This window comes from Streptomyces sp. rh34 (assembly GCF_002551245.1).
Taxonomy (GTDB): Bacteria; Actinomycetota; Actinomycetes; order Streptomycetales; family Streptomycetaceae; genus Streptomyces.
The window spans coordinates 1-20,583 of record NZ_NTGZ01000089.1 but is presented as its reverse complement, the minus strand read 5'-3'; the positions used below and the strand labels follow the sequence as shown (position 1 = coordinate 20,583).

The 20,583-nt window shown below is 69.4% G+C and carries 19 protein-coding genes and 7 pseudogenes; 10 read left to right on the top strand and 16 right to left on the bottom strand.

From position 1 onward, the window contains the following. Positions 1–10: 10 nt before the first annotated feature. Together CR470_RS18230 and CR470_RS18225 are read right to left on the bottom strand one after the other, a co-directional pair. Positions 11–451, bottom strand: a complete 441-nt coding sequence (locus CR470_RS18230) for a hypothetical protein (RefSeq protein ID WP_097868646.1) — start codon at positions 449–451, stop codon at positions 11–13. A gap of 247 nt (positions 452–698) precedes the next feature. Beyond that, a pseudogene (locus CR470_RS18225) lies at positions 699–1,102 on the bottom strand (hypothetical protein). A gap of 434 nt (positions 1,103–1,536) precedes the next feature. Between CR470_RS18225 and CR470_RS18220 the strand changes: the two are divergent. Continuing rightward, positions 1,537–2,028: pseudogene (locus CR470_RS18220) on the top strand (alcohol dehydrogenase catalytic domain-containing protein); the annotation flags it as partial. Here the strand turns inward: CR470_RS18220 and CR470_RS18215 are convergent. After that, positions 1,946–2,317: pseudogene (locus CR470_RS18215) on the bottom strand (helix-turn-helix domain-containing protein); the annotation flags it as partial. The pseudogenes CR470_RS18220 and CR470_RS18215 sit on opposite strands and share 83 nt — an antisense overlap. A gap of 420 nt (positions 2,318–2,737) precedes the next feature. Between CR470_RS18215 and CR470_RS38785 the strand changes: the two are divergent. The 3 genes from CR470_RS38785 to CR470_RS18205 all read left to right on the top strand — a co-directional run bounded on the left by CR470_RS38785 (position 2,738) and on the right by CR470_RS18205 (position 4,522). Then, on the top strand, positions 2,738–2,857 hold the full coding sequence (locus CR470_RS38785) for a hypothetical protein (protein ID WP_179892304.1): 120 nt from the start codon (positions 2,738–2,740) through the stop codon (positions 2,855–2,857). Positions 2,858–3,638: 781 nt separating this feature from the next. Beyond that, positions 3,639–4,016, top strand: a complete 378-nt coding sequence (locus CR470_RS18210) for an ArsR/SmtB family transcription factor (protein ID WP_097868645.1) — start codon at positions 3,639–3,641, stop codon at positions 4,014–4,016. Beyond that, positions 4,013–4,522: an SRPBCC family protein gene (locus CR470_RS18205; protein ID WP_097868644.1), complete on the top strand. Its 510-nt coding sequence runs from the start codon at positions 4,013–4,015 to the stop codon at positions 4,520–4,522. Before CR470_RS18210 ends, CR470_RS18205 begins: the two co-directional genes overlap by 4 nt. A gap of 332 nt (positions 4,523–4,854) precedes the next feature. On the opposite strand, the gene CR470_RS18200 is transcribed toward CR470_RS18205, so the two are convergent. Both CR470_RS18200 and CR470_RS40585 read right to left on the bottom strand, forming a co-directional pair. Next, positions 4,855–5,634 (bottom strand): S1 family peptidase, encoded by a 780-nt coding sequence (locus tag CR470_RS18200; protein ID WP_097868643.1) that lies wholly within the window; start codon positions 5,632–5,634, stop codon positions 4,855–4,857. Between the two features lie 1,012 nt (positions 5,635–6,646). After that, positions 6,647–6,859 (bottom strand): hypothetical protein, encoded by a 213-nt coding sequence (locus tag CR470_RS40585; protein ID WP_257138773.1) that lies wholly within the window; start codon positions 6,857–6,859, stop codon positions 6,647–6,649. Here CR470_RS40585 and CR470_RS18195 point away from each other — a divergent pair. Next, positions 6,756–7,089: pseudogene (locus tag CR470_RS18195) on the top strand (IS5/IS1182 family transposase); the annotation flags it as partial. The gene CR470_RS40585 and the pseudogene CR470_RS18195 sit on opposite strands and share 104 nt — an antisense overlap. Positions 7,090–7,101: 12 nt before the next feature. Here CR470_RS18195 and CR470_RS18190 read toward each other — a convergent pair. From CR470_RS18190 to CR470_RS18180, 3 genes are all read right to left on the bottom strand, one after another. Further along, positions 7,102–7,344 carry a bacteriocin immunity protein gene (locus CR470_RS18190; protein WP_097868641.1) on the bottom strand — a complete coding sequence of 81 codons (243 nt, stop codon included), beginning with the start codon at positions 7,342–7,344 and terminating at the stop codon, positions 7,102–7,104. A 69-nt stretch (positions 7,345–7,413) separates the two neighbouring features. Further along, positions 7,414–8,871 carry a glucose-6-phosphate dehydrogenase gene (zwf, locus tag CR470_RS18185; protein ID WP_179892303.1) on the bottom strand — a complete coding sequence of 486 codons (1,458 nt, stop codon included), beginning with the start codon at positions 8,869–8,871 and terminating at the stop codon, positions 7,414–7,416. Then, on the bottom strand, positions 8,868–10,346 hold the full coding sequence (locus CR470_RS18180) for a sugar porter family MFS transporter (RefSeq protein WP_097868639.1): 1,479 nt from the start codon (positions 10,344–10,346) through the stop codon (positions 8,868–8,870). The genes zwf and CR470_RS18180 overlap by 4 nt, the downstream gene beginning before the upstream one ends. A gap of 355 nt (positions 10,347–10,701) precedes the next feature. Between CR470_RS18180 and CR470_RS39615 the strand changes: the two genes are divergently transcribed. Next, positions 10,702–10,845 carry a hypothetical protein gene (locus CR470_RS39615; RefSeq protein ID WP_179892302.1) on the top strand — a complete coding sequence of 48 codons (144 nt, stop codon included), beginning with the start codon at positions 10,702–10,704 and terminating at the stop codon, positions 10,843–10,845. A gap of 2 nt (positions 10,846–10,847) precedes the next feature. Next, on the top strand, positions 10,848–11,705 hold the full coding sequence (locus CR470_RS18175) for a hypothetical protein (protein ID WP_097868638.1): 858 nt from the start codon (positions 10,848–10,850) through the stop codon (positions 11,703–11,705). Positions 11,706–12,533: 828 nt separating this feature from the next. Here CR470_RS18175 and CR470_RS18165 read toward each other — a convergent pair. From CR470_RS18165 to CR470_RS18155, 3 genes and pseudogenes are all read right to left on the bottom strand, one after another. After that, the gene (locus CR470_RS18165) at positions 12,534–12,860 is read right to left on the bottom strand and encodes an NUDIX domain-containing protein (protein ID WP_257138771.1); all 327 of its coding nucleotides are present in this window, start codon (positions 12,858–12,860) and stop codon (positions 12,534–12,536) included. Positions 12,861–12,941: 81 nt separating this feature from the next. Then, positions 12,942–13,355 (bottom strand): NUDIX hydrolase, encoded by a 414-nt coding sequence (locus tag CR470_RS18160; RefSeq protein WP_257138770.1) that lies wholly within the window; start codon positions 13,353–13,355, stop codon positions 12,942–12,944. A 469-nt stretch (positions 13,356–13,824) separates the two neighbouring features. Beyond that, positions 13,825–13,968 (bottom strand): annotated as a pseudogene (locus CR470_RS18155) (IS21-like element helper ATPase IstB); the annotation flags it as partial. Between CR470_RS18155 and CR470_RS40580 the strand changes: the two are divergent. Continuing rightward, entirely contained in the window at positions 13,940–14,380 is a 441-nt protein-coding gene (locus CR470_RS40580) for a hypothetical protein (RefSeq protein ID WP_257138769.1), read from the top strand. The pseudogene CR470_RS18155 and the gene CR470_RS40580 sit on opposite strands and share 29 nt — an antisense overlap. A 150-nt stretch (positions 14,381–14,530) precedes the next feature. Here the strand turns inward: CR470_RS40580 and CR470_RS18145 are convergent, their stop codons facing one another. Next, a complete protein-coding gene (locus CR470_RS18145) occupies positions 14,531–14,920 on the bottom strand; it encodes a hypothetical protein (RefSeq protein ID WP_032790209.1) in 390 nt (129 codons plus the stop codon). A gap of 551 nt (positions 14,921–15,471) precedes the next feature. Between CR470_RS18145 and CR470_RS40575 the strand changes: the two are divergent. Continuing rightward, positions 15,472–15,595: pseudogene (locus CR470_RS40575) on the top strand (transposase); the annotation flags it as partial. A 321-nt stretch (positions 15,596–15,916) separates the two neighbouring features. Continuing rightward, positions 15,917–16,231 carry a hypothetical protein gene (locus CR470_RS18135; RefSeq protein ID WP_257138778.1) on the top strand — a complete coding sequence of 105 codons (315 nt, stop codon included), beginning with the start codon at positions 15,917–15,919 and terminating at the stop codon, positions 16,229–16,231. Between the two features lie 160 nt (positions 16,232–16,391). On the opposite strand, the gene exaC is transcribed toward CR470_RS18135, so the two are convergent. The 4 genes and pseudogenes from exaC to CR470_RS18115 form a co-directional block, all read right to left on the bottom strand. Continuing rightward, complete coding sequence (exaC, locus tag CR470_RS18130; RefSeq protein WP_097868637.1) at positions 16,392–17,915, bottom strand: acetaldehyde dehydrogenase ExaC; 1,524 nt, start codon at positions 17,913–17,915, stop codon at positions 16,392–16,394. A gap of 157 nt (positions 17,916–18,072) precedes the next feature. Further along, positions 18,073–19,332: a GAF domain-containing protein gene (locus CR470_RS18125; RefSeq protein WP_097868636.1), complete on the bottom strand. Its 1,260-nt coding sequence runs from the start codon at positions 19,330–19,332 to the stop codon at positions 18,073–18,075. Between the two features lie 108 nt (positions 19,333–19,440). Next, positions 19,441–20,028: an N-acetylmuramoyl-L-alanine amidase gene (locus CR470_RS18120; RefSeq protein ID WP_097868635.1), complete on the bottom strand. Its 588-nt coding sequence runs from the start codon at positions 20,026–20,028 to the stop codon at positions 19,441–19,443. Between the two features lie 365 nt (positions 20,029–20,393). Continuing rightward, positions 20,394–20,583 (bottom strand): annotated as a pseudogene (locus tag CR470_RS18115) (SWF or SNF family helicase); the annotation flags it as partial.

Below are 20,583 nucleotides of genomic sequence, written 5' to 3'. Positions count from 1 at the left end.
TGATTCCCGGTCAGCGGCGGCCGGCGGCGAGGACGACGAGGAACTGGCCGCCGCCCGACTCGATGCCGGCGGTCACCGGCAGCCCCGGCGTCAGTCGGGCGAACCGGTCCACCAGCCAATCCGCCGCTTCTTGGGCGTCCTGCCTGGTCGGACAACGGCCCACCATCTCACGGCCCCCCTTGCGCTCCAGCCGGGAGGCCACAGTGATCAGCGGCGCGGGATCGACCACATACAGGCGGTCCGGCCAGGCGATGGACACCTTGACCGCGCCCTTGCGGGAGTTGCACCCGCGGTGCGCGAGCCGCTCGGCGACCTTGGCCTTCCGGTCGGCGGTCCGACTGTCGACACTGGGCCCCTGCGGGTCGTTCACCGACTTGTCGGGGTCGACCGGTTCATCGCACACCCAGCACCGCCAGCCATCGCGCTCGGCCACATCATTGAGAAGGCTCATCCGAGCAAAGTAGCTCCTTGGGCCGCCATCTTGTGCACCAGGGCCACGGTGGAGCTTCTGGCCGGGGGACGCGGCCATGCCGGGAGCATCCCCGCGGGACGGAGAGGAGGACCGGGGCCAGGAGAGCTGATGGCGGCGTTCTCGTCGAGCCGGCCCCGGGTTCCGGCGGCGGACCGGCGACCGCACTGTTGCCGAACAGCCCCCTTGCCCTCTCGCGGGCGACGTGGGCTTTCGTCGGTGCCACAACCTACCGATCGCCGGTGAGGCCGTCCCCCGGCTCCTCCTCGTCACTGTCGCGTATGGCGTAGAGGGCCTGTTGGAGCGCGAAGGTGCCGCGGATCTCGGTGATCCGTCCCACCGTCGAACCGTCGCCCCAGCCGGAAGTGAGCGGAGGAAGGCCGTCGAGCGCGGCGAGTTCGCGCGCGGCACGCTCCCGGCCGCCGTCGGACATCAGCGGGAACAGCTCGGCGCGCACTCCCGCCGCGACCTCCTGCCACTGGCGGGCAGCCGTACTGCGGCTGCCTCGGTGCGGGCGAAACACACCACGAGCTCCGAGCCGACGACCACGTGGTGGAACTGTCCCTGACGGGTGAAGAGTTCCTCCTTGCCGTCGGGCAGCAGGCGGCTCACCAGGTCGCGCTGCGTCTCCATGACATCCACGGCGGGGAAACGCTCCACTGCTCAGGCTTTCGCAGACTGCCGAACGCCCGGCTGCCCCGGTGGGGCGACACCTCCGCCCCAATGCTCCTGGCTCGCTCCCGCCCGGGCACCGACGCGTTCGCTCGGCACGTCGCCCAGCGCGACCCCGCCGCCCGACGGAAGCGGAAGTGCGGACGCCTCACGAGCATCACATGGCCGGGGATGTCTGCCCGTCCCAACGCCACGCCATCCACCAGAGGGGCGCAGGGGCGACGCGCCGTGAGTCGCACTGACACAGATCGTCAACTGGTTGATCCTCACGGATCTGGCCGCTGCCCCGGTCCTCCGTTGGCTTTCAAGAAGACGGCAGTGCGGCATGTGCGCACGCGGTCTGTTGCCGCGCCGAATGTGCGGGCGCACCCACGAGAGATGGAGACACCCCCCTTATGCGCGCCCTTGTGGTCCATCACAGTGAGGCCGGACCCGTCCGGTTCACCGATGTCGATGAGCCCGTACCATCCGCCGGTGAGGCGTTGGTGGAGATACGGCACATCTGTCTCAACTTCGGAGAGCTGAACTACGTGCACCAGTGGTCGGCCGGCGCTGTGCACGGTCACGACGCGGCCGGCGTCGTGGTGCGCGCCGCATCCGACGGCTCGGGTCCGCCCGAAGGCACGCGCGTCGCCGTGGGAATGGCCCCCCACGCGTGGGCTGAGCGGGTGGCAGTCAGCCCCGCCGCTCTCGGCACCGTCCCCGAGGGCGTGGACCTGGCCGACGCCGCAGCGCTGGGGATCGCCGGAGTCACCGCGTTCCGGGTGCTGCGCGAGCGGTCCCTGCTGGCGCGCGACGTGCTGATCACCGGCGCCAGCGGGGGCGTGGGGCACTTCGCCGTCCAGCTGGCGGCGCTGGCGGGCGCCCGTCAGGGGTCGTGCCTCGGACACGTCCGAAGGCACGGCTGAAAGCGTGGGGAGAGCCGTATCCGACCGCGCCGGAGATCGACTCGACCGGCTCATCGGTATCGCGGAGCCGTACGGATGCCAGGTCGATGCGCCACTGCGTCACGTACGCGCCCGGCGTCTGTCCGAGAACGGATCGGAAGCGCCTGGACAGCGTCGCCCGGGAGACGCTCGTCGCGACGGCCAGGGTCTCCGTGGTCCAGGGATGTTCCGGTTGGGTGTGAAGACGTTCCAAAGCGTCGCGCACAACCGGATCGCGTATCGCTCCGAGAGTACCGTTCTCGGCATCGCCAGTGATCCGGGCTCGGCCGAGATCAGCAGTGGCAGAGCTCGTCGACCGCGTACCACCACAAGAGGCGGAGCTGCTCGCGCGTGGAGCGCGGGGGCCGCCGTCCTCGGCCTTGAGGAACTCGGCGAATTCCCCGGCGAGCTGCCGGCCAAGCGTTCGTTCGCTTCCAGGCGCCGTCAGGCTCCTTCGTCCACGTGAGGCCGAAGAAGGACGGTTCGAGGATATCGAGCTCCTCGTCTGTGAAGTCGGAGACAGGACTCACCATCCTCAATTCCGCACATCACGAACGATGCTGATTAATCATTAGCAGATTTCCGTCCCGTGTCCGCAGCTCAAGGGCTACTCTCCGACCTAATGCGCGGCGACGGGTTGCGCGCTGGCCTGCGGATGGGGAGAGCAGCGATGCCCAAGGGACACAAGTGCCCGGTGTGCGGTACGAACACGGTGCACAGGACGAGCACCAACAAGATGCAGTGCTCGAAGTGCAAGTCGCGTTATGACAAGAGCGTCTTCGGCCTCTGAGCTGGAACGTCACGGGCAGGGCTCGCCTACTGGGGCGAGCCCTGGCCTCAGGCTTTCACTTGGGGTCTGTCCGGATCACGGGCGGGAACCCGAACGTGCCTCGGGGTGATGCCGGCTGACGGCGGCGGGACCATCACGGATCTGGCCGTGCCGCGCGACCAGGGCGAGGTGTTTGTCCCAACGTCTCGACATAGACGGCCCGGCGGTTGCCGGCCGCCGTCGACGAACGCGTACCGGACCGGTAGTGCTCGCCCCGCGCTCGATTCCGGGAAGCGGGCTGGTAACCGGCGTCCGGAGTGCACCCTGCCCGGTCCTGGACATCGACGTTACGCCGACCACCTGCCACTCCGGGAAAGACCAGGCCGCACCCACCCGCAGGGCGGCTTCGGCTTCCACCCTCTGGTGTGTCTCCTGGCCAACACCGGCGAGGCCGTGTCCGGGCGCCTTCGGCCCGGGAACGCCGGAGCCAACACCGCCCCGCGGATCACCTCGCCGTGCTGGGCGGCGCTCTCGCGCAGATCGCCCGACGCCCACCGGCCCGGCACCGCCCGACAACCTTGTCCGCCATCCTTGTCCGCACCGACAGCGCCGGATCCGCGACAGCATTCCGCACCCACGTCCGCGACCTGCGGAACCCGCGGAATCCGCACCGTCTTCTCGGTCGGATACGCGGTGATCGAACCAGTCCGCCCCGCCGGGAGGCCGCTTCCTCGTCCCGGACATCCCGGAGCCGTGGGGTCGAGAACTTGTCAATTGGTAGCCCATGGGTTACCAATGAGAGGTGGACCCGTTCATCGCCCTGGCTGACCCGATACGCCGTGACCTGCTGCGCGCACTCGCCTCCGGCCCCGCCCGGGTGGTCGACCTCGCGGCGCGGTATCCGATCAGCCGGCCCGCTGTGAGCAAGCATCTGCGACTGCTCACCGAGGCCGGGCTGGCCACCGTCGAGGATCGTGGTCGCGAGCGCCACTACGCGCTCGCACGCCCGGGCCTCGTCCCGGTCCGCGCCCTGCTCGACGAGCTCGCCGGGCGTCGCCCCCCGATCCCCGAGAGTGCCTTCGACGCCCTCGACCTGGAGGTCCGCAGAACCGTTCATGAACGCCGGACCGGCACCGACGCCGCTCCCGGCACCGGAAGACCTCAGGAGGAATCCGCATGACCAGCACCCCCACCGGGCGTCGCGTGAGCATCGGCGGCCTGGACAGCATCGCCTTCGACCGTATGTTCCGGGCCGGTATCAAGGACGTCTGGGCGGCGGTCACCGAGCCGGACCGTCTGGCCCGTTGGATCGGTGAATGGACCGGCGACCCGTCGACCGGCTCGGTCGACTTCCGGATGCTCTTCGAGGGCGACGAGCACCAGGCCGAACTCCTCACCATTCAGGAGTGCCGGCCCCCTCACCGCCTGGTCCTCACGTCGCAGGTGCCCGGCCAGGAACTCGTCTGGCACATGACTCTCACGCTCGTCGAGCACCAGGGCACCACTACGCTCACCTTCAGCCAGTCCGTCGGCGATGATCCGGCGATGGCGGGTGGCGTCGGCCCCGGCTGGGACTACTACCTCGACCGGCTCGTCATCGCCGAGACCGGTGGTGACCCGGCCTCCGTCGACTTCGGCGACTACCACCCGGTCCACGCACAGCACTACCTCGACATGTTCAGCTGAGCCCGACGAGGAAGCCGAGTGCGAGGGCTCGGTTCCTGTCAGCCCGCCCGAGGGTCGAGTGCCTCGCGCAGGTGGAGGCCGGACCCGTGGATCCCCGTGGACGTGATCTTGACGATGATGTCGCGTCCATTTCTGAAATCGTGCGGTGGTCGCAGCGCCCGTCTCGGCGGGCAGCGCCATCCCGCATGGCCTCGAATCGTGTTACGGCATCCTGGAGGGCACGGGCGAACCATCTGTGGAGCTGAGCCCGGGGGCACCTGTATGGACGGGCGCCCCCGGGGTCGTTCAGCCGTGATCACCCGAGAACGGTCGGGCGGTGGTGGTGCGCGGCGTCAGAGCGTGCGGGCCGCTGAGGCGATGGCGGCCGCGAAGGTCGAGATCTCGGTGTAGACGCCCGGGTAGCCGGGCCGGGCGCAGCCGTAGCCCCAGCTGACGATGCCGACCTGGATCCACTCACCGGCGTTGTCCTTGCGGAACATCGGGCCGCCGGAGTCGCCCTGGCAGGTGTCGACGCCACCGGTGTCGGGGTATCCGGCGCAGATCTCCTCGCTGGCCACGAGCTCGTTGCCATAGGCGGAGCGGCAGGCCGCGTCGGAGACGAACGGGACGTTGGCCTTGAGCAGGTAGCGCTGCTGGCTGCCGCCCTCGCGGTTGGCGCCCCAGCCGGCGACGGTGAACGTGCCCTGGTTGTAGGCGACGGTGCTGGCGAGCTTCAGCGTGGGCTGGTTGATGGGCTGGGCGAGCTTGACGAGTGCCCAGTCCTTGCCGGTGCCGTTGTAGCCGGGTGCCTGAAGGACCTTGGTGGAGCGGACCTTGATCGCGTTGGACGACTGGAGGTCGACGACGCCGCCGGTGGCGGTGATCGAGGTGTTGTTGCCCGATCCGCTCACGCAGTGGGCGGCGGTGAGGACGATGTCCTGGGTGTAGAGCGCACCGCCGCAGCCCATGGAGAGCCGGACCATGAAGGGAAACTCGCCTTGGGCGGCGCGGGTTCCGCCGACTACGGGGTTGGGGGCGGCCGAGGCGGTGACGGGCTGGAGGCCGACGACCGCGATGGCGACGGTGGCGACGATGACGGAACATCTCTTCAGCGCACGCAGGAATTGCTTCACGGACTGCCTACTTTCGTGGGGGGCCGCTGGGGGACCCGACAGGGCGCGGCGACAAGTTAGTCATGCACCCGTCAAGATGATCCGATTGTCGGGAACGGGTGACCGCTGCCACAAGACGCACATTTCGGCCAATCCCATACGCGGCCGTCCCCGCCCCGCCCGACGCGCTCGCCCGGCATCCGTGCCCGACGCTCACACCCGGCTCCGGCTCGCCCGCCCGCTCGCCGCGGATCTTCGCCGGCCCTGGGAGAAGCCCGCCACCTCCGACCGGCTCCCTCCGGCCTCCCCATGACGTGCTCCCTTCCCGGTGTCCGCCTCCATGTCTCCAGCCACTCCGGGGATCGGGAGCAGCGCGGATGGGTTTCCACCGGCCGTTCGTGTACTAGCGGTGGTTGAGGTGCTTGCGCGCGGTGTCGTCGAATATGCTGATTGCTGACTCCAGGGCGTCGAAGTGTTCCCGGTGGCGATCCGTCGGCGTGGAGGGAGCACGCTTCCGCCCAGATCCTCGAAACCGTCCTCGATGCCGTTGAGCGTGGTGGCCAGTTGCTGGGCTGCGGCCTGAACGGCCCGAGCCGCCGCCGCGACGCGCGAGGGCCCCTCCAACTCGACCTGACGAGCTGAGGCCGCCACCGGCTGAGGCTCGGCCGCCGACGGGATCGCCCGTCGGAAGTCAGACCGTTCGGAGCTGCTGTGCCGGGGCGGCAGACCTTCCAGCTCGTTGAACAGGTCCTCACGCAGGAAGCCCGCGCCTTCCAGGACTGCCCCGGTCGCCGCTTCGTAGGCGTGAGCGGCTTTCAGGAGCTCGGCGTACACCTCCCGTTATGCCGTACGGCGCGTGACGTCGAGCGATCCGAGGTAGGCGCTGCGGGCCGCCTTTCACGCTCCGACCACAGCAGCGGCACCGCCGATCAGAGCGCCGACGAGGGCGCTGCCCGCCCCGATCGGCGCGATCATCCGCTCGTTCTCCATAGGCGGATCCTGCCGTGAACATGCTGGGCTCGTCTACGGCCGTCTACGGCCGGGCCGCGCCGTGGTAGTCGGCTGTGGGCATGGCGGTGTCGAGCGGCGGGGCCTGGACCTGGACGTCACGGCCGGTCCGGGGCGCGTGCGAGGATCCGTGCCCGCGGCTCGGCTCGGGCAGGCCCCGCAAGCGGCCGGACAGCGTCGCGGCGGACAAGGACCACAGCAACGGGCCCTGCCGCGACTGTCCGCGGCGCCGGGGCATCCGGCACACGATCCCGGAGAAGACCGACAGCCGGGCCGCCCGCCCGCGCACCGGCTCACACGGCGGACGCCCTCCCGGCTTCGACGAAGAGCGGTACAAGAAACGCAACACCGTCGAGCGGACGATCAACCGCTTGAAGCAGCACCGGGCAGTCGCTCCACGCTACGACGAACGCGGCTACGTCTCCCTCGGCACCGCCACGGCGGCAGCTCGTGCTCTGGCTCCGTAGCCGAATATCGGCGTCACAAGGCCATCGGCCGGTACGCCAAGGCCTGGTCGACGACTTCCTCGGCCGACAACTCCCGTCCCGGCGGCCAGAAGACCAGGCCGCTCACGTGACCGGACGGGCAGGAAAGAGCTCTGTCGAGCCTGTCCAGCCAGTCGTCCGCCTCGTCTTCGGAGGCGTAGTCCGCCTCCATGATCCGCTGCACAAGCGCGACGGCTTGCGCCCGACTCAACCCACCGCACTCATCAGGCCCCTCCATCGGTGCACCTTATCGAGCGGCGTGATCGGCCGGACAAGTCCTAGCCGAAGGCTTTCTTCCCGGCCGGAGTCAGGGCGGTGGCGTGCGCTGTCCGGCCGTCTGATCGTCGTCGAACAGGCGGTGGCCCAGCTCGTGCCAGTTCCGCAGGCCGGGGAGCCGGGCGGCTGTCTCAGGTCCCCAGGTCCCCGGTGCGTACGGCAGCGGCGGCTCGGCCGGATCGAGCACCGGTTCCACGATGCGCCAGCACTCCAGGACGGTGGGGAAGAAGGCGAAGCACTCGGGGTCGCCGATGACGGCTCCGTACAGGATGTTCTCGTACGGGAGTTCCTGCCGTCCCAGTACCTGGGCGAAGTCGACGCCGATGGGGACGGTCATCGGCCCGGCGGTGCTGTCGGGCTTGCTCAGCATCAGGTCCGCCCTGATCCCGGTGTCGCCGTCGATGCGGAAGCGGATGGTGTTCGGTGGCGTCTGCGTGTCCTGGCCGCCGAAGAGTTCCAGGGGCGGTTTGCGCAGCTCGACCACGACCTCGGTGGCGGAGACGGCCAGCGCCTTGCCGCTGCGGAGGTAGAAGGGCACGCCCGCCCAGCGCCAGTTGTCGACGAACATACGGGTCGCGAAGTACGTCTCGGTGGTGGAGCCCGGCTTGACGCCTTCGACATCCCGATAGCCGTCGTACTGGCCGCGAACGGTGTCGGTGGGGTTCATCGTGCGGGTCGCGTGCAGTGCCCGCCATTTCTCCAGCCCCTGCGCCTGGGCGTTGGTGGCGCTCGGTGGTTCCATCACCAGGAGGGCCAGAACCTGGAGCATGTGGTTCTGGACCACGTCGCGAAGGCAGCCCACCGCGTCGTAGAAGGAGCCGCGATCGGCGACGTCGAAATCCTCGGCGAGGGTGATCTGGACGTTGTCCACGTAGGAGCGGTGCCAGATCGGTGCGAGCAGCGTGTTGGCGAAACGGGAGACCATCAGGCTCTCGACCGCGCGGTTGCCCAGGAAGTGGTCGACGCGCAGCAGATGAGCGTCGTCGAAGTGGGCGGAAAGCTCGTCCTGCAGCTTCCGTGCGGAGTCGAGGTCGTGTCCGAACGGCTTCTCCACCACCAGGCGGGCATCACGGTTGAGGCCCTCGGCGGCCAGCGAGCCGGCGACCTTGGTGAACAGCGACGGTGGGATCGCCAGGTAGTACGTCACGAAGCCGAGACCGGACACGGCTTGGCGCAGCCGGGCGAAGGTGGCGTCCTCGGCGAAGTCCCCGGTGACGATCGACAGGCCGGCCGCGAACCGGGCGAAGACCGCCTCGTCTATGTCCGTTCCCGCGGCGGCGACCGCCTCTCGCGCGTGGCTGCGCAGGGCGTCGTCGTCCCAGTCGGTGGCGGCCACCCCGATGACGGGAAGGGTCAGCTTGCCGGACTCGGTGAGTCGGTACAGCGCGGGCAGCAGCATCTTCTTGGCGAGGTCACCGGAGATTCCGAAGAGCACCAGTGCGTCGGAGTGTTCCAGATCGGGAGGGCTGAGGAGGGTGTCGCTCATCATGAGCGTCCTTTCTGCGGAGAGGTCGCCATCGGGGGACCGTCCGGAGGGTCCTGCTCGTGCCGGAAGCGGGCCTTGAGCGCCTCTTCGATCTGTTCGGGGTCACGGCCCTTGGTCTCGGGCAGGTAGCGGCCGACGAAGAAGAACGCGAGCACGCAGATCCCGGCGAAGATCCAGAAGGTCTCGCCCTGGCCGATGGCAGCAGCCAGGGGCAGGAACGCGAGGCTGACGATGAAGTTGGACACCCAGTTGACCGCCGTGGCCACACTCGACCCCTCCGCCCGGACGGACGGCGGGAAGATCTCACCCAGCAGTGTCCAGAACACCGGCCCGAGGCCGCCCGCGTAGGCGGCGATGTAGATGACCATGAACAGCAGCGTCAGCACCGAGTTCATGCCGACCACGAACGCGAGCCCGAGCATGAAGATCGAGACCGCCATGAGGGCCAGCGAGACGAGAACCATGACGCGGCGGCCGGCCCGGTCGACCAGACGGATCGCGATCAGCGTCATGACCAGGTTGATCACACCGATGAAAACGGAATAGAAGATGGAATTCGACGCGTTCAGACCGGTCTGCTGAATGATGGTCGGCGCGTAATAGATGATCGTATTGATGCCGCCGAACTGCTGCACGACGGCAAGGGTGAGCCCGACGACGAGAGCAGGGCGCAGGTCGGGGGCGAGGAGCTTCCTGGGCCCTTGGTCGGGTGCCCCGGCACTCCGCTTCTGCTTCTCGCGCTCCACGGCGATCCGGTGCTGGGCCCGCGCGACCAGTTCGTCCGCCGTGGCCCCGTCGGTGACCGACGCGATTCCCTTGCGCGCTCTGTCCGCCTGGCCATGAGAAATAAGCCACTGTGGCGACTCGGGAAGGAACCACAGCGTCGCCGCCACCATGAGGGCGGCCGGAACCGCGCCGACGGCGAACATGGCCCGCCACATCTCACTGCTGGAGAAGGCGAGATTGACCAGGTAGGCGATCAGAATGCCGAGCGTGATCATCAGCTGGTTCATCGTGAGCAGCCGCCCGCGAATCTTCGTCGGTGAGATCTCGGACAGATAGACCGGCACCGTCGCCGACGCCGCTCCGACCGCGAGGCCGAGGATGACACGGCCTGCCATGAGCACCGCGTAGCCGTTCGCCGCGCTCGCGATCGCCGTACCGATGATGAACACCACGCCGACCGCGCCCAGGGCCTTTCTCCGGCCGAGGCTCTCGGAGAGCCGGCCGGCCGAGGTGGCGCCGATCACCGCGCCGATGAGCAGCACGCTGACCACACTGCCCTGCTCGAAGGAGCTCAGATGGAAGTCTTCCTTGACATAGAGCAGGGCGCCCGACACGACCCCTGTGTCGAAGCCGAAAAGGAAGCCGCCCAGAGCGATCGCGGCCGCCCAGCGAGTGATCTTCCGCTGTCCTTCTGGGGGAACCTCGGTGAGCGGCCCGTGGGTGCCTGGTTCTTTGGAGAAGCCCTGAACCATGTCACTTCCTCATGTCTTGAGCAGGCTTGTCACGTCCACACCACCATTTTTAGGGATATATAGACATAGGCGCGGAGCAATCGAGTGGTTCCGGTTCCGGTGATACTGAACGTCACGCCGCCAACTGCGCGGCAGAGGCGCAATACCCTGGGCTCCTGAGGGTCTTCGGACAGCGGACTGCCCCCGGATATCCACCACCCCGCACTCCGGTAGCGCGGGATGAACGGCCGGGCCATCCGCGGTTGCCCCGGCCGGCGTAGTGCTGGTGGCCGAGGAGGTGTGAGCGGTGGAGGCTGCTGAGCAGGCACAGCGATTCCACGCCGTCGCCTCAGCTGTCCGAGAGGCGGGAACACTCATGACATCCGAACTTTCCGCCGGTATCGACGAACAGCAGGTCGCCGTCGTTGGAGCGGGCGCCCCCGGCCGGGCCGGTGCTCCGGCGAGGCGCCCCCTCGCCGGCCCGACCTCGGTCCGGCCCACCGCCGTCGGCCACCGGTAGGCGTGGTGGAGCGGACGGCGGAGACGGGCGGCGACGGGAGTACCGGCGCGGACGAGGAGGGAGCGACCCGGTCGGCCGACCGGAAGGGGGGCCCGGGGCACACGGTCCTGTTGGCGGTGGCGCTCGCGGTGCCGGTGACGAAGGTCGCGTACACGGTCGGGGGCGGTGCTGCGGCCCGTGACGTGTTCGTCGGCATGGAACCCGCGAACTGGCCCGACGTCCTGATCGGCATGGTGCTCACCGATCCGCTTCTCGCCTCCGTGCTGGCTGTCGTCGTCTCCCGGGTCGTCTTCGCCCTGTTCGCGGCGCGCGGCGCGGTTCCGGTGGGCGGCGGCGTTCTTCGGGCGCTCCAGCGGGTGGCATTGACCGTCGTCAACCCGGTCGCGATGGGGGTGGTGGTCGCGTGCTTCTTCGGCCCCTGGTGGGGGCTGGGCACTGGGCTCGCCGCCTACGCGCTGCGCAAGGGCGTCGTGGTGGAGTACCGCACCGGCAGACGGCACCCGCGCGGACACCGTAGCGGTCGGCGGACGGCAGCCGGATCACACCGTGACAGCGGATATCGGCCGTCGCGGGGGCTGCGGCGGGCTGCGGCCCTGGAGCAGTGGGTGGCCCTGGGCCTGACGACCCTCGCACTCCCGGTGCTCTCCTTCGTCGCCGCGCTGGACGGGCAGGCGTGGACGTCGATCGTCCGCTGCCAGGTCACTGACGGCACACGGACCGAGGACAACCGCCTGATCGAGCTGGGCCGCAAGGGAAACGGCGTCGTGGGCTGGAACCTGGACACGGATGAGATCTCCAACGGTGCGGGGTGCGCGGCCGAGGAGAGCCTGTACGTGCGCGAGCCGTGGTGGCGCGGCTGAACGGTTGTCCCCGCCATGCATACGTAGGGCGTGAGCCGGGCCGGCCGTACTTGCGGTTGGCGGACGGCCGTCCGACGCGACACGTCCGTATCGGAGATTCGGCGTTCGCCTGAGGCACTTACCGGACAGGTCGGGCGAATGTGGCACTTTACCGATGGATCATCCGTATGCCGCGCTTCCTCCGGCGAAAGAGATCGTTTCGCGGAGTGTAGGAGCGGAAAGCATATTTCGTTTCAATTTTGACGGCTTTGGGGGTCGTGTCTTTGATCGCGGGCGCGCCTCCTGCGAACAACGGAGGGTTCCAGCTCCAGCCCAGGGCCAGGGGTGATGCAGAAAACGAGGAGCAAATGGACGAAGGAAGTATTCCGCTCGAGGACTTCCTCAGCACGTTGAACCGGCTGCCGGCCGACTGCGAGCGACGCGTCGGAGGCATTGAACGCAAGGTGCTGTCGGCATCCTGACGCACAGTCGTATGCAGGAACGTTCCGCCTCGTCGGCCTGGCCGCCGGAGGACGGCTATCGCCCGCTCGGGCTGGAGGCCATCTGGACCTCACCCAGCACGTCGGCGAATGAGTGTTCACGCAGCTGGCGGAGCCCTGTCCGCTCGCACCATGTGGATACCCATTTTCGACTGACTTCCAGGTGGAACGTTCCACTCGACGTGCAGCAGGGGCCGTCGAAGCGGAAGTCGGGGCAGGCGGCGTGGGGTCTGTCAAACGAGCATTTGCAGCCCTGGTCCGCCCAGCAGGGACCACATGCCCGGCTCCCGGACCAGGCCGGGGAAGTAGTCGCGCAGGTGGAGCAGTTTCTCGCGTAGGGAGGGGGAGGTCACCCTGTCCACGGACCGCCACTCGTCGCCGCCGACCTCTTCTTCCTGCAGCACGACCGGCGGTGCGGCGCGGTGTGCAGGCGGAAGAGGAACTGGAGGTCGAAGTGCTGGTGGCCGGGTTCGCCTTTGCCCGGGCGGGCGTCTATGTCGTGGATGTCGAGGTTGAGCGGCACCGTCTCGTAGCCGGGCCACGGCGTGACGGCCTGGGGCGGGATCCCTGTCTCCTCGTTCAGTTCCCGCAGGGCCGTTGCTGCCAGCGACTCATCGGAAGGCTCGCTGTGTCCGCCATGGGGGAGGAGGACCTTGCCGCTTGCCAGGTGCAGCACGTGCAGAACGCGGCCGAGCGAATCGACGACGATCGCGCCGCAGACACCTCAGGCGTTTAACACGTCAAGTCCGGGCGGTCGTTATCCCAACAGGGCGGCTGCCTGGGCGGGGGTGGCGAGCACGCGTGCGAAGGGGCGGCCCGTGGCGGGATCGACGGCGGTCGGCCCGATGGTGGTGATCCGGGCGGCGAGGCGGAGCCGGGCGTTGGGCCCCACTCCGCCGTAGACCTTGCCGGTCCCGTCCAGTACCCAGCCCAGCCGCACCGGGTCGGTCAGGGTGAGCTGGGCTTCCTCGGCGGCTTCGCGGTGGAGGGTGGCTTCGGGTGTGGTGTCCGTCTTCTCCACGATGCCGCCGGGCTGCATCGGCAGGGCGCCCCGGGGAGCTGGGTCGGCGACGAGGACGATTCTTCCGTCGGGAACGAAGCGCCACGACCAGGCTTGCTGCACGGGGGGCCGCTCGGGGACAGGGGCGCGGTTGAGCGGGCTGTCCCACATGGGGCGGTAGCGGACGTGGACGTTATGACGATCCAGCGGCGGGCCAGCGAGGATGTGCCGGCCGTCGGCGAGGTGGGCGGTGGCGGTGTTCCCGAGCCGGGCGATGTCACCGGCGTCCGCGCAGCCGGCCGAACAGGCTGCGAGCCTGGGCGCGCTTGCGCGGGTCGGCTGCGGCCCGCCGGGCCGACGCGATGGTCCGCCGCCCTTGAGGGCTGCGGGTGAACTGTGTGAGACGGGCGATCAGTCCGGCCATGATTCCTCCTCGGAGCGGTATGCCACCCGCGTACCCCGCAAGGACGCGAAGATGTCCGGGCGTCGCACGGAGCAGAAGCCGAAGCCGCCGTCCCACGCTGCGACTGGGGGTTATCCCCATGTGTACGGGGAGCAGCGTGACGCCGAGAAGAGGGGTGAAGAGGGGTTTGGACGGCGTGCCAACTGCCCACACCCCGCCCTGGCCACCACCGCCCGCGCCGAAGGACTCGTTGGAGGCGATGGTGACGCCGTTCTTCTCCTCGCGTTCGGTCGGGGCCCGGGAGAGGAGTTCGGCAACGTGGGGGCCGAGTTCCATGTAGCCAAGTTCGTCGATGCAGGGGAGGTCGGCTCGGCCCGGCCGTAGCGGCCGGCGTACGAGCGTCAGGCCGCCACGGCCGGCTGACCTGACCGACCTAGGCAGCGTCGCGGCCGTTACCACCAGTGCCCGGACAGCCATCGGCAGCAGCATCGCCACCGCATGGCAAAAGTTCCTGCAGATCACCGACGCCGCCCTGCTGGAGGCCGATCCGCAGGCAGCGAACGGCGCACACGTCTTCACCGCGTTCCACGTCGCACAGCAGGCTGTCCAGGAGCACCAGGACGACGCTCTGGAGATGCTGGGCCGGACCGAGGAAGCCGAAGCAGAGGCCCGCCGGGCCTACAACACCTACAACACCGAGCAGAACCGCCGCTGGTTCCGGCACAACCCGGCCGGTGCGGACGCCGTCGCGACGAAGGCCGCCGACACCGCCCGGGAACGCGCTGCCGAGTAGCTGCTCGCGACACGGCTGAAGCTGCTGCGCGAGCAGTCCGACGGCCGGACCGAGCAGGTAGCAGCCGCGCCGTGGACGGACCGGCTGCCCGAGGTTGCCGTCCGCCAGATGGACGACAAGCTCGGGGCGGTGAGCGCATAGGCTGCGCGGTCAGCGTCGGCCGCCGCCGATGCGGCGGTCGTCGGCCAGTCCGGTAAGCGGGCCGAACTCGCAGGCAAGCTCGTTCCACGTCAGAACCTCGCCACAGCGGGCCGGGAACTCCTTCGGGTTGAACTCGGGCATGGTCCAGGTGCCAGTGCCCCGGTCCCGCAGCCACAGGTCGCCGTCACCGTCGACCACAGTCGGCGGGACCGGTACGGGCTCGGCCTGATCGGTGGGCTCCCAGGTGACCCGGCCCGGGTGGGAAACGCGGCGCAGCTCGGTGGTGGCCAGCCGCGCGGCCAAGTCACGGGTGGACTCTTCGGCCTCCTTGACCGACGCGAGTCGGAATGCGTCGTCAAGTACGGGCAGAGCTGGATTCTTGCTGCGCTTTGAACTCATACGCTGACTACCTCTGGTCGGGGGCGTCACATCCGTTATGGCACCCCGTAGAGGAACACGGTATCCGAGGCAGGAGCCGGGCCGGCCACGACCAATGTCCAGGTGGAGGCCCTAGCACACCGGGCCGAGGGGCTAGGTGTATTGACCCGCAGGGTTGTTGACGCGGGTGATGGGTGGGTGGCCGTCGAGTGCGGTGTGGCAGCGGTGGTGGAGGGCCGGGACGGGGTGGAGGTTGCCGCCCTGTTCAAGGTGTGCCGGTGAAGGCCGTGGACAACTGGTGGGCGAAGTGGCCGGCTGGAGGCCGGGACGCACTGCTGTCCCGCCCGCGAGGCCTTCGCGTGGGTGAGCACCTGGTCCTGTCGGCTGCCGTCCGGCAGGCTGTCCTCGATCACGTCCCCTCCGACCTGGGGCTTTCAGGTCAGCTGTGGGCGCGGGGGCAGATAGGCGAGCTGATCTTCCAGCCGTACGGCGTCCGCGAGTCGTTCGACGCGAGGGCCATGTGCCGCTTCCCCGCCCGGAAGATCCACCTGATCGTCGACCGGCACTCGGCCCACCGCTCGAAGACTGTCCCGGCCTGGCTCGCTGACCACACCGACAGGATCGAGCTGCACTTCCTGCCCTCGTACTCACCCGAGCTGAACCCCGACGAGCTGGCCAACGCCGACCTCAAACGCAGCCTGCCCCACACCCACCGGGCCAGGAACCAGGTCGAACTCGCGGCCGAAGCCCGCAGATTCTTCTACAGACGCCAGCGTGAACCACGTATCGTCCGCGGCTACTTTGGCGGCCCACACGTCCGCTACGTCCTCAACGAGGACCCATTTGAGGTGTTCGCACTCGGTTGTGCTTGGCGGTGGAGTCGTGGTGGATGCAGTTGGCAGTACCGCACGAACTCACGAGGGAGTACCAGGCCGGCTGTTGTCACCAGCGCCTACGTAGATGACCACACCTTCATGCCCACGGCTATGGCTGGGTGCTTGCTACCTCCGGCTCGAGATGTGTCAGCTGCCCGAATCCGCCGCGTACGGCACGACGTGGACGCGGGCGCGAAAGTTCGTCCTGACCCGCACGGAACTTGCCTCCGGCCTGGCCGAACGGCCCTACGACCACCAACACGCCGGGATCTCGTTCTGGTTGTGTTCCGAGGTGGACCCGGCCGAATGTGCTCGCCGCGCGGGCCAGAGCATCGGAGTTCTCTTCCGCCACTACGCCAAGTTCCTGGATGGTGTCCGTGAGCAAGCCAACCGCCTCATCGAGCAGTCGATGAAGGAGTGGGATCGCGTCGGTCAGGGCGCGGGGCCTGGGCAGTGAGTCGGGGTTTTGGTCCGCCACTGGTCCGGAACAGCTGGTCACAAGCGGGAGAGAGGCGGGAGGAACTGGAAGTTGCCGCGTAAACGGGCCCTGACCCGAAAGGGTCGAGACGAAGGCGCCTGACGGGCAAAAGCCCAGCTCAGGCGCCTTCTCGCGTGCTCTAGAAGAAGCCCAGCTTCTTCGGCGAGTACGACACCAGAAGATTCTTCGTCTGCTGGTAGTGCTCCAGCATCATCTTGTGGTTCTCCCTTCCGATGCCCGACTGCTTGTAGCCGCCGAATGCCGCGTGCGCCGGGTAGGCGTGGTAGCAGTTCGTCCAGACCCGGCCCGCCTTGATCCCGCGCCCCGCCCGGTAGGCCGTGTTGACGTCGCGGGTCCAGACTCCGGCCCCGAGCCCGTACAGGGTGTCGTTCGCCGTGCTGATGGCGTCGTCGAAGTCCGTGAAGGAGGTCACGGCCACGACCGGGCCGAAGATCTCCTCCTGGAAGACCCGCATCCGGTTGTCGCCCTCGAGGACCGTCGGCTGGACGTAGTAGCCGCCCTCCAGCTCACCGCCGTGCTCGATGCGCTGACCGCCCGTGAGGATCTTCGCGCCCTCCTGCTGGCCGATGTCCAGGTACGAGAGGATCTTCTGCAGCTGGTCGTTGGAGGCCTGGGCGCCGATCATCGTGTCGGTGTCCAGCGGGTGTCCCGGCACGATCTGTTCCGTGCGGGCGATGCCCGCCTCCAGGAACGCGCCGTAGTGACCGCGCTGAATGAGAGCACGCGACGGGCACGTGCACACCTCGCCCTGGTTGAGGGCGAACATGGTGAAGCCTTCGAGAGCCTTGTCGAGGAAGTCGTCGTCGGAGCGCGAGACGTCGTTGAAGAAGATGTTCGGCGACTTGCCGCCCAGCTCCAGCGTCACCGGCTTGATGTTCTCGGAGGCGTACTGCATGATCAGCCGCCCTGTCGTGGTCTCACCCGTGAAGGCGATCTTCGCGACGCGCGGGCTGGAGGCGAGCGGCTTCCCGGCTTCCGCTCCGAAGCCGTTGACGATGTTGACGACGCCGGGCGGAAGCAGATCCGCCACCAGGCTCAACCAGTAGTGGATCGAGGCGGGCGTCTGCTCGGCCGGCTTGAGGACCACCGCGTTGCCCGCGGCCAGCGCCGGGGCGAGCTTCCAGGTGGCCATCAGGATGGGGAAGTTCCACGGGATGATCTGGCCGACCACCCCCAATGGCTCGTGGAAGTGGTACGCGATGGTGTCGTCGTCGATCTCGCTGAGCGAACCCTCCTGAGCGCGCAGAGCCCCCGCGAAATAGCGGAAGTGGTCGATGGCCAGCGGAATGTCGGCCGCCAGCGTCTCCCGCACGGGCTTGCCGTTCTCCCAGCTCTCGGCGACCGCCAGCTCCTCGAGGTGGGACTCCATCCGGTCGGCGATCCTGTTCAGTACCGAGGCCCGGTCCCCGGCGGATGTGGTGCCCCAGCCCGGAGCCGCCGCATGGGCGGCGTCCAGGGCCAGTTCGACGTCCTCGGACGTGCCGCGCGCGATCTCGGTGAACGGGCGGCCGTTGACAGGGCTCGGGTTCTCGAAGTACTGGCCCCGGGCCGGCGGAACGTACGCTCCACCGATCCAGTGGTCGTAGCGGGACGCGTACGTGACGATCGCACCCTCGGTGCCCGGCGCAGCGTAACGGGTCATCTCAGTGGCCTCCCGGATCCGGTGCCGCCCGACGTTGGACGGCCCTCGGCGCGAGGCTAGGGACGGGGACGTTGCAAGGGCGTTGCAACGGCGTCGCGGGGGCACCCTTCCACGGCCCGCCGTCCCGGTCCGGTCGGCCGGGCCCGGACGACAGCTCCTAGCCGCGCTGCTCGGCGTCCAGTCCTCGTACCCGGGCCAGCAGCGCCGCCCGCTGGTCCACCGGGACCGTCCCGGCCAGCGCTCGCCACACGGGGAGGTCCTCCTCGCCCCACGGGCTGTAGGCCCAGTCGGCCAGCAGCCCCGGATCACCCCGGGCGATCAGAGCCGCCCGCAGCTGCTCCGAGATCCGCCGTCGCAGGCGTACGACCGCAGGGGCCCGGGAGCCCGGCAACAGCGGGCCCGCGTACGCGCCCAGCGCCGCCGCCACCGCGCCCGAACCCAGTCGGCGCGTCACCGTGTCGAAATCGGCGTCCACCGGGACGGCCATCCGGTACGGGCGCGAGTCCAGCAGATCGGGCCCCAACAGCCGCCGGAGCCGTGACAGTTCGGCCCGCAACGTCACCGGGGTCACTGACTCGTCCTCGTACAGCTCCACCAGCAGCTCGTCCCCGCTCAGACCGTCCGGCCGACGGGCAAGGGCGACCAGGATCTCGCTGTGCCGCCGGCTGAGCCGCAGCCGGCGCCCGCGAGCCACCAGCAGCGCCTCGTCCCTGCCCAGTGCGGTCAGCCGCACCGACTCGACGTCGGAATCGGACGGTGGCGTCAGCAGGGCGAGCTGCGACTCGGCGGCCCGGGCCACCGCCTGGACGAACGCCAGACTGTGCGGGTGGGCGAGCCGGTCGCCGCCCGTGATGTCCACGGCTCCCAGCACCCGGCCCGTCCCGGGATCGTGCAACGGCGCCGCTGCGCAGGTCCACTGCTGCACAGGTCGCAGGAAGTGCTCGGCCGCGAAGACCTGGACCGGACGGTCCACCGCGATGGCCGTTCCCGGCGCGTTCGTCCCCGCCACGGACTCGGCCCAGCGGGCGCCCTCCACGAAGTTCATCAGGCCGGCCCGCTGCCGCGCCGCCGCATGTCCCTCGACCCACAGGAGGCGTCCGTGAGCGTCGCAGACGGCCAGCAGGTGTTCCCCGTCCGTCGCGTACGCACCCATCAGCTCACGGATCACGGGCATCGCACGGGCCAGGGGATGCGCCGCCCGATAGGGGCCCAGCTCGTCCGGGCCGAGCTCCACCGCGGGGGCGTCGTCCGGGCTGACCCGCGCACGTGCCGAGCGTCGCCAGGACGCACCGACCACCGCACGGACCGGCCGCTCCAGTCGTCCCGCCGAGGTGAACACGTCATGGGCGCGGCGCAGCGCGCCGCTCCGCTCGCCGGGATCGGTGTCCGCCGCCAGGGCCACCCAGGGATCCGCCAACTCACCCTCCCGTCCAAGGGCCTTCGTGCCCTCCCATCGTCGTCGCCGGCGGTCTCCGCGACAAGCTCGGTGCGGAGAGTCATCACCGCGGGGGCCGGAGCAGGACGCTCAGGCGGCGTCGACGACGAGCCGGAGGTAGCGTTCCCAGTCCCAGTGGACGCCCGGGTCGGTGTGGTCGCTGCCGGGGACCTCGTGATGGCCGACGATGTGCTCCCGGTCCTTGGGGATGCCGTGGCGCTCGCAGATGTCCGCGGTGAGCCTGGCGGACCGCAGGTACATGACGTCCGTGAAGAACTCCGGGCGGTCCACCCATCCTTCGTGCTCGATGCCGACGCTGCGGGTGTTCCAGCTCCAGTTGCCCGCGTGCCAGGCGATGTCCTTCTCGCGTACGCACTGGGCGACATGGCCGTCGCCGGAACGCACCACGTAGTGGGCCGACACCTGCTTGGAGGGATTGCGGAAGATGCCCGCGGTCGGCGTGAACAACTGTTGGGCGACGTGGATGACGACGCGGTCGATCCGGCGCTCCGAAGGGCGGGAGGGGACGGTGTAGTTGGCGGGGGCGGCCGGAGCCCAGAGCGCCGTCGCGTAGTCGGTGGGGCCCTTCGGCGCCGACGCCACGGCCCGCGCGGAGGCGGGCAGGACGGCCGCCGCCATCGTCGCGGCGGCGCACTGAATGATCCTTCTGCGATGCAACGGTACTCCTGAGGCCGGGCCCGGGGGCCGAGGCAGGGACGGGAACGGGGACAGGGACGGGGGCGTACGGAGCCGAGCCGGAGTGGCCCACCGGCTCGTGGATCACTCCCGCCGATGCGGATGACGAGCCCGCCGGACATCCGGTTCCCCGCAGTCGCTGTTCGGACACGCCTCGGCTCCCGCGCGGGTGCGAGCCGCGCGTTCGGCTGCCGCGCCTGCCGCGCTCCCGCGCCGGAGACACCGGTTCGCCGCGAGCGAGGAGTCTCGCCGCGAGCGACAAACTCGCCAGGCCCCCGGAGCCCAGCCCGCGGCCCCCGGCCTCCGCCCCGCCGCCCTTCCCCGACCGGCCCCAGGAACAGGACGGTTCACACAGCCCCGTCCGCCCCGTCCACGGCCCCGCCGTCGGCTCCCGCCAGCGCTCCCGCCGGGTCGTCGTCCGCCGGTCCGGCAGGCACCCAACGACCGCGCTCCTTGCGGTAGGGCCACCACCGCCCGGTCCGGTCCAACCGGAGCTGGAGGTCGGCGCCCGCGACGGTCCAGCGAGCCGGCCCTGTC

What these genes read in the sequence shown, in the direction of transcription:
- CR470_RS18230 (WP_097868646.1), bottom strand. Translation starts at nt 451, where the DNA reads ATGAGCCTTCTCAATGATGTGGCCGAGCGCGATGGCTGGCGGTGCTGG.
- CR470_RS38785 (WP_179892304.1), top strand. Translation starts at nt 2,738, where the DNA reads ATGCCCAAGGGACACAAGTGCCCGGTGTGCGGTACGAACACGGTGCAC.
- CR470_RS18205 (WP_097868644.1), top strand. Translation starts at nt 4,013, where the DNA reads ATGACCAGCACCCCCACCGGGCGTCGCGTGAGCATCGGCGGCCTGGAC.
- CR470_RS40585 (WP_257138773.1), bottom strand. Translation starts at nt 6,859, where the DNA reads ATGCCCCGGCGCCGCGGACAGTCGCGGCAGGGCCCGTTGCTGTGGTCC.
- CR470_RS18190 (WP_097868641.1), bottom strand. Translation starts at nt 7,344, where the DNA reads ATGGAGGGGCCTGATGAGTGCGGTGGGTTGAGTCGGGCGCAAGCCGTC.
- zwf (WP_179892303.1), bottom strand. Translation starts at nt 8,871, where the DNA reads ATGATGAGCGACACCCTCCTCAGCCCTCCCGATCTGGAACACTCCGAC.
- CR470_RS18180 (WP_097868639.1), bottom strand. Translation starts at nt 10,346, where the DNA reads ATGGTTCAGGGCTTCTCCAAAGAACCAGGCACCCACGGGCCGCTCACC.
- CR470_RS39615 (WP_179892302.1), top strand. Translation starts at nt 10,702, where the DNA reads ATGACATCCGAACTTTCCGCCGGTATCGACGAACAGCAGGTCGCCGTC.
- CR470_RS18160 (WP_257138770.1), bottom strand. Translation starts at nt 13,355, where the DNA reads ATGTGGGACAGCCCGCTCAACCGCGCCCCTGTCCCCGAGCGGCCCCCC.
- CR470_RS40580 (WP_257138769.1), top strand. Translation starts at nt 13,940, where the DNA reads ATGCAGGGGAGGTCGGCTCGGCCCGGCCGTAGCGGCCGGCGTACGAGC.
- CR470_RS18145 (WP_032790209.1), bottom strand. Translation starts at nt 14,920, where the DNA reads ATGAGTTCAAAGCGCAGCAAGAATCCAGCTCTGCCCGTACTTGACGAC.
- CR470_RS18135 (WP_257138778.1), top strand. Translation starts at nt 15,917, where the DNA reads ATGTGTCAGCTGCCCGAATCCGCCGCGTACGGCACGACGTGGACGCGG.
- exaC (WP_097868637.1), bottom strand. Translation starts at nt 17,915, where the DNA reads ATGACCCGTTACGCTGCGCCGGGCACCGAGGGTGCGATCGTCACGTAC.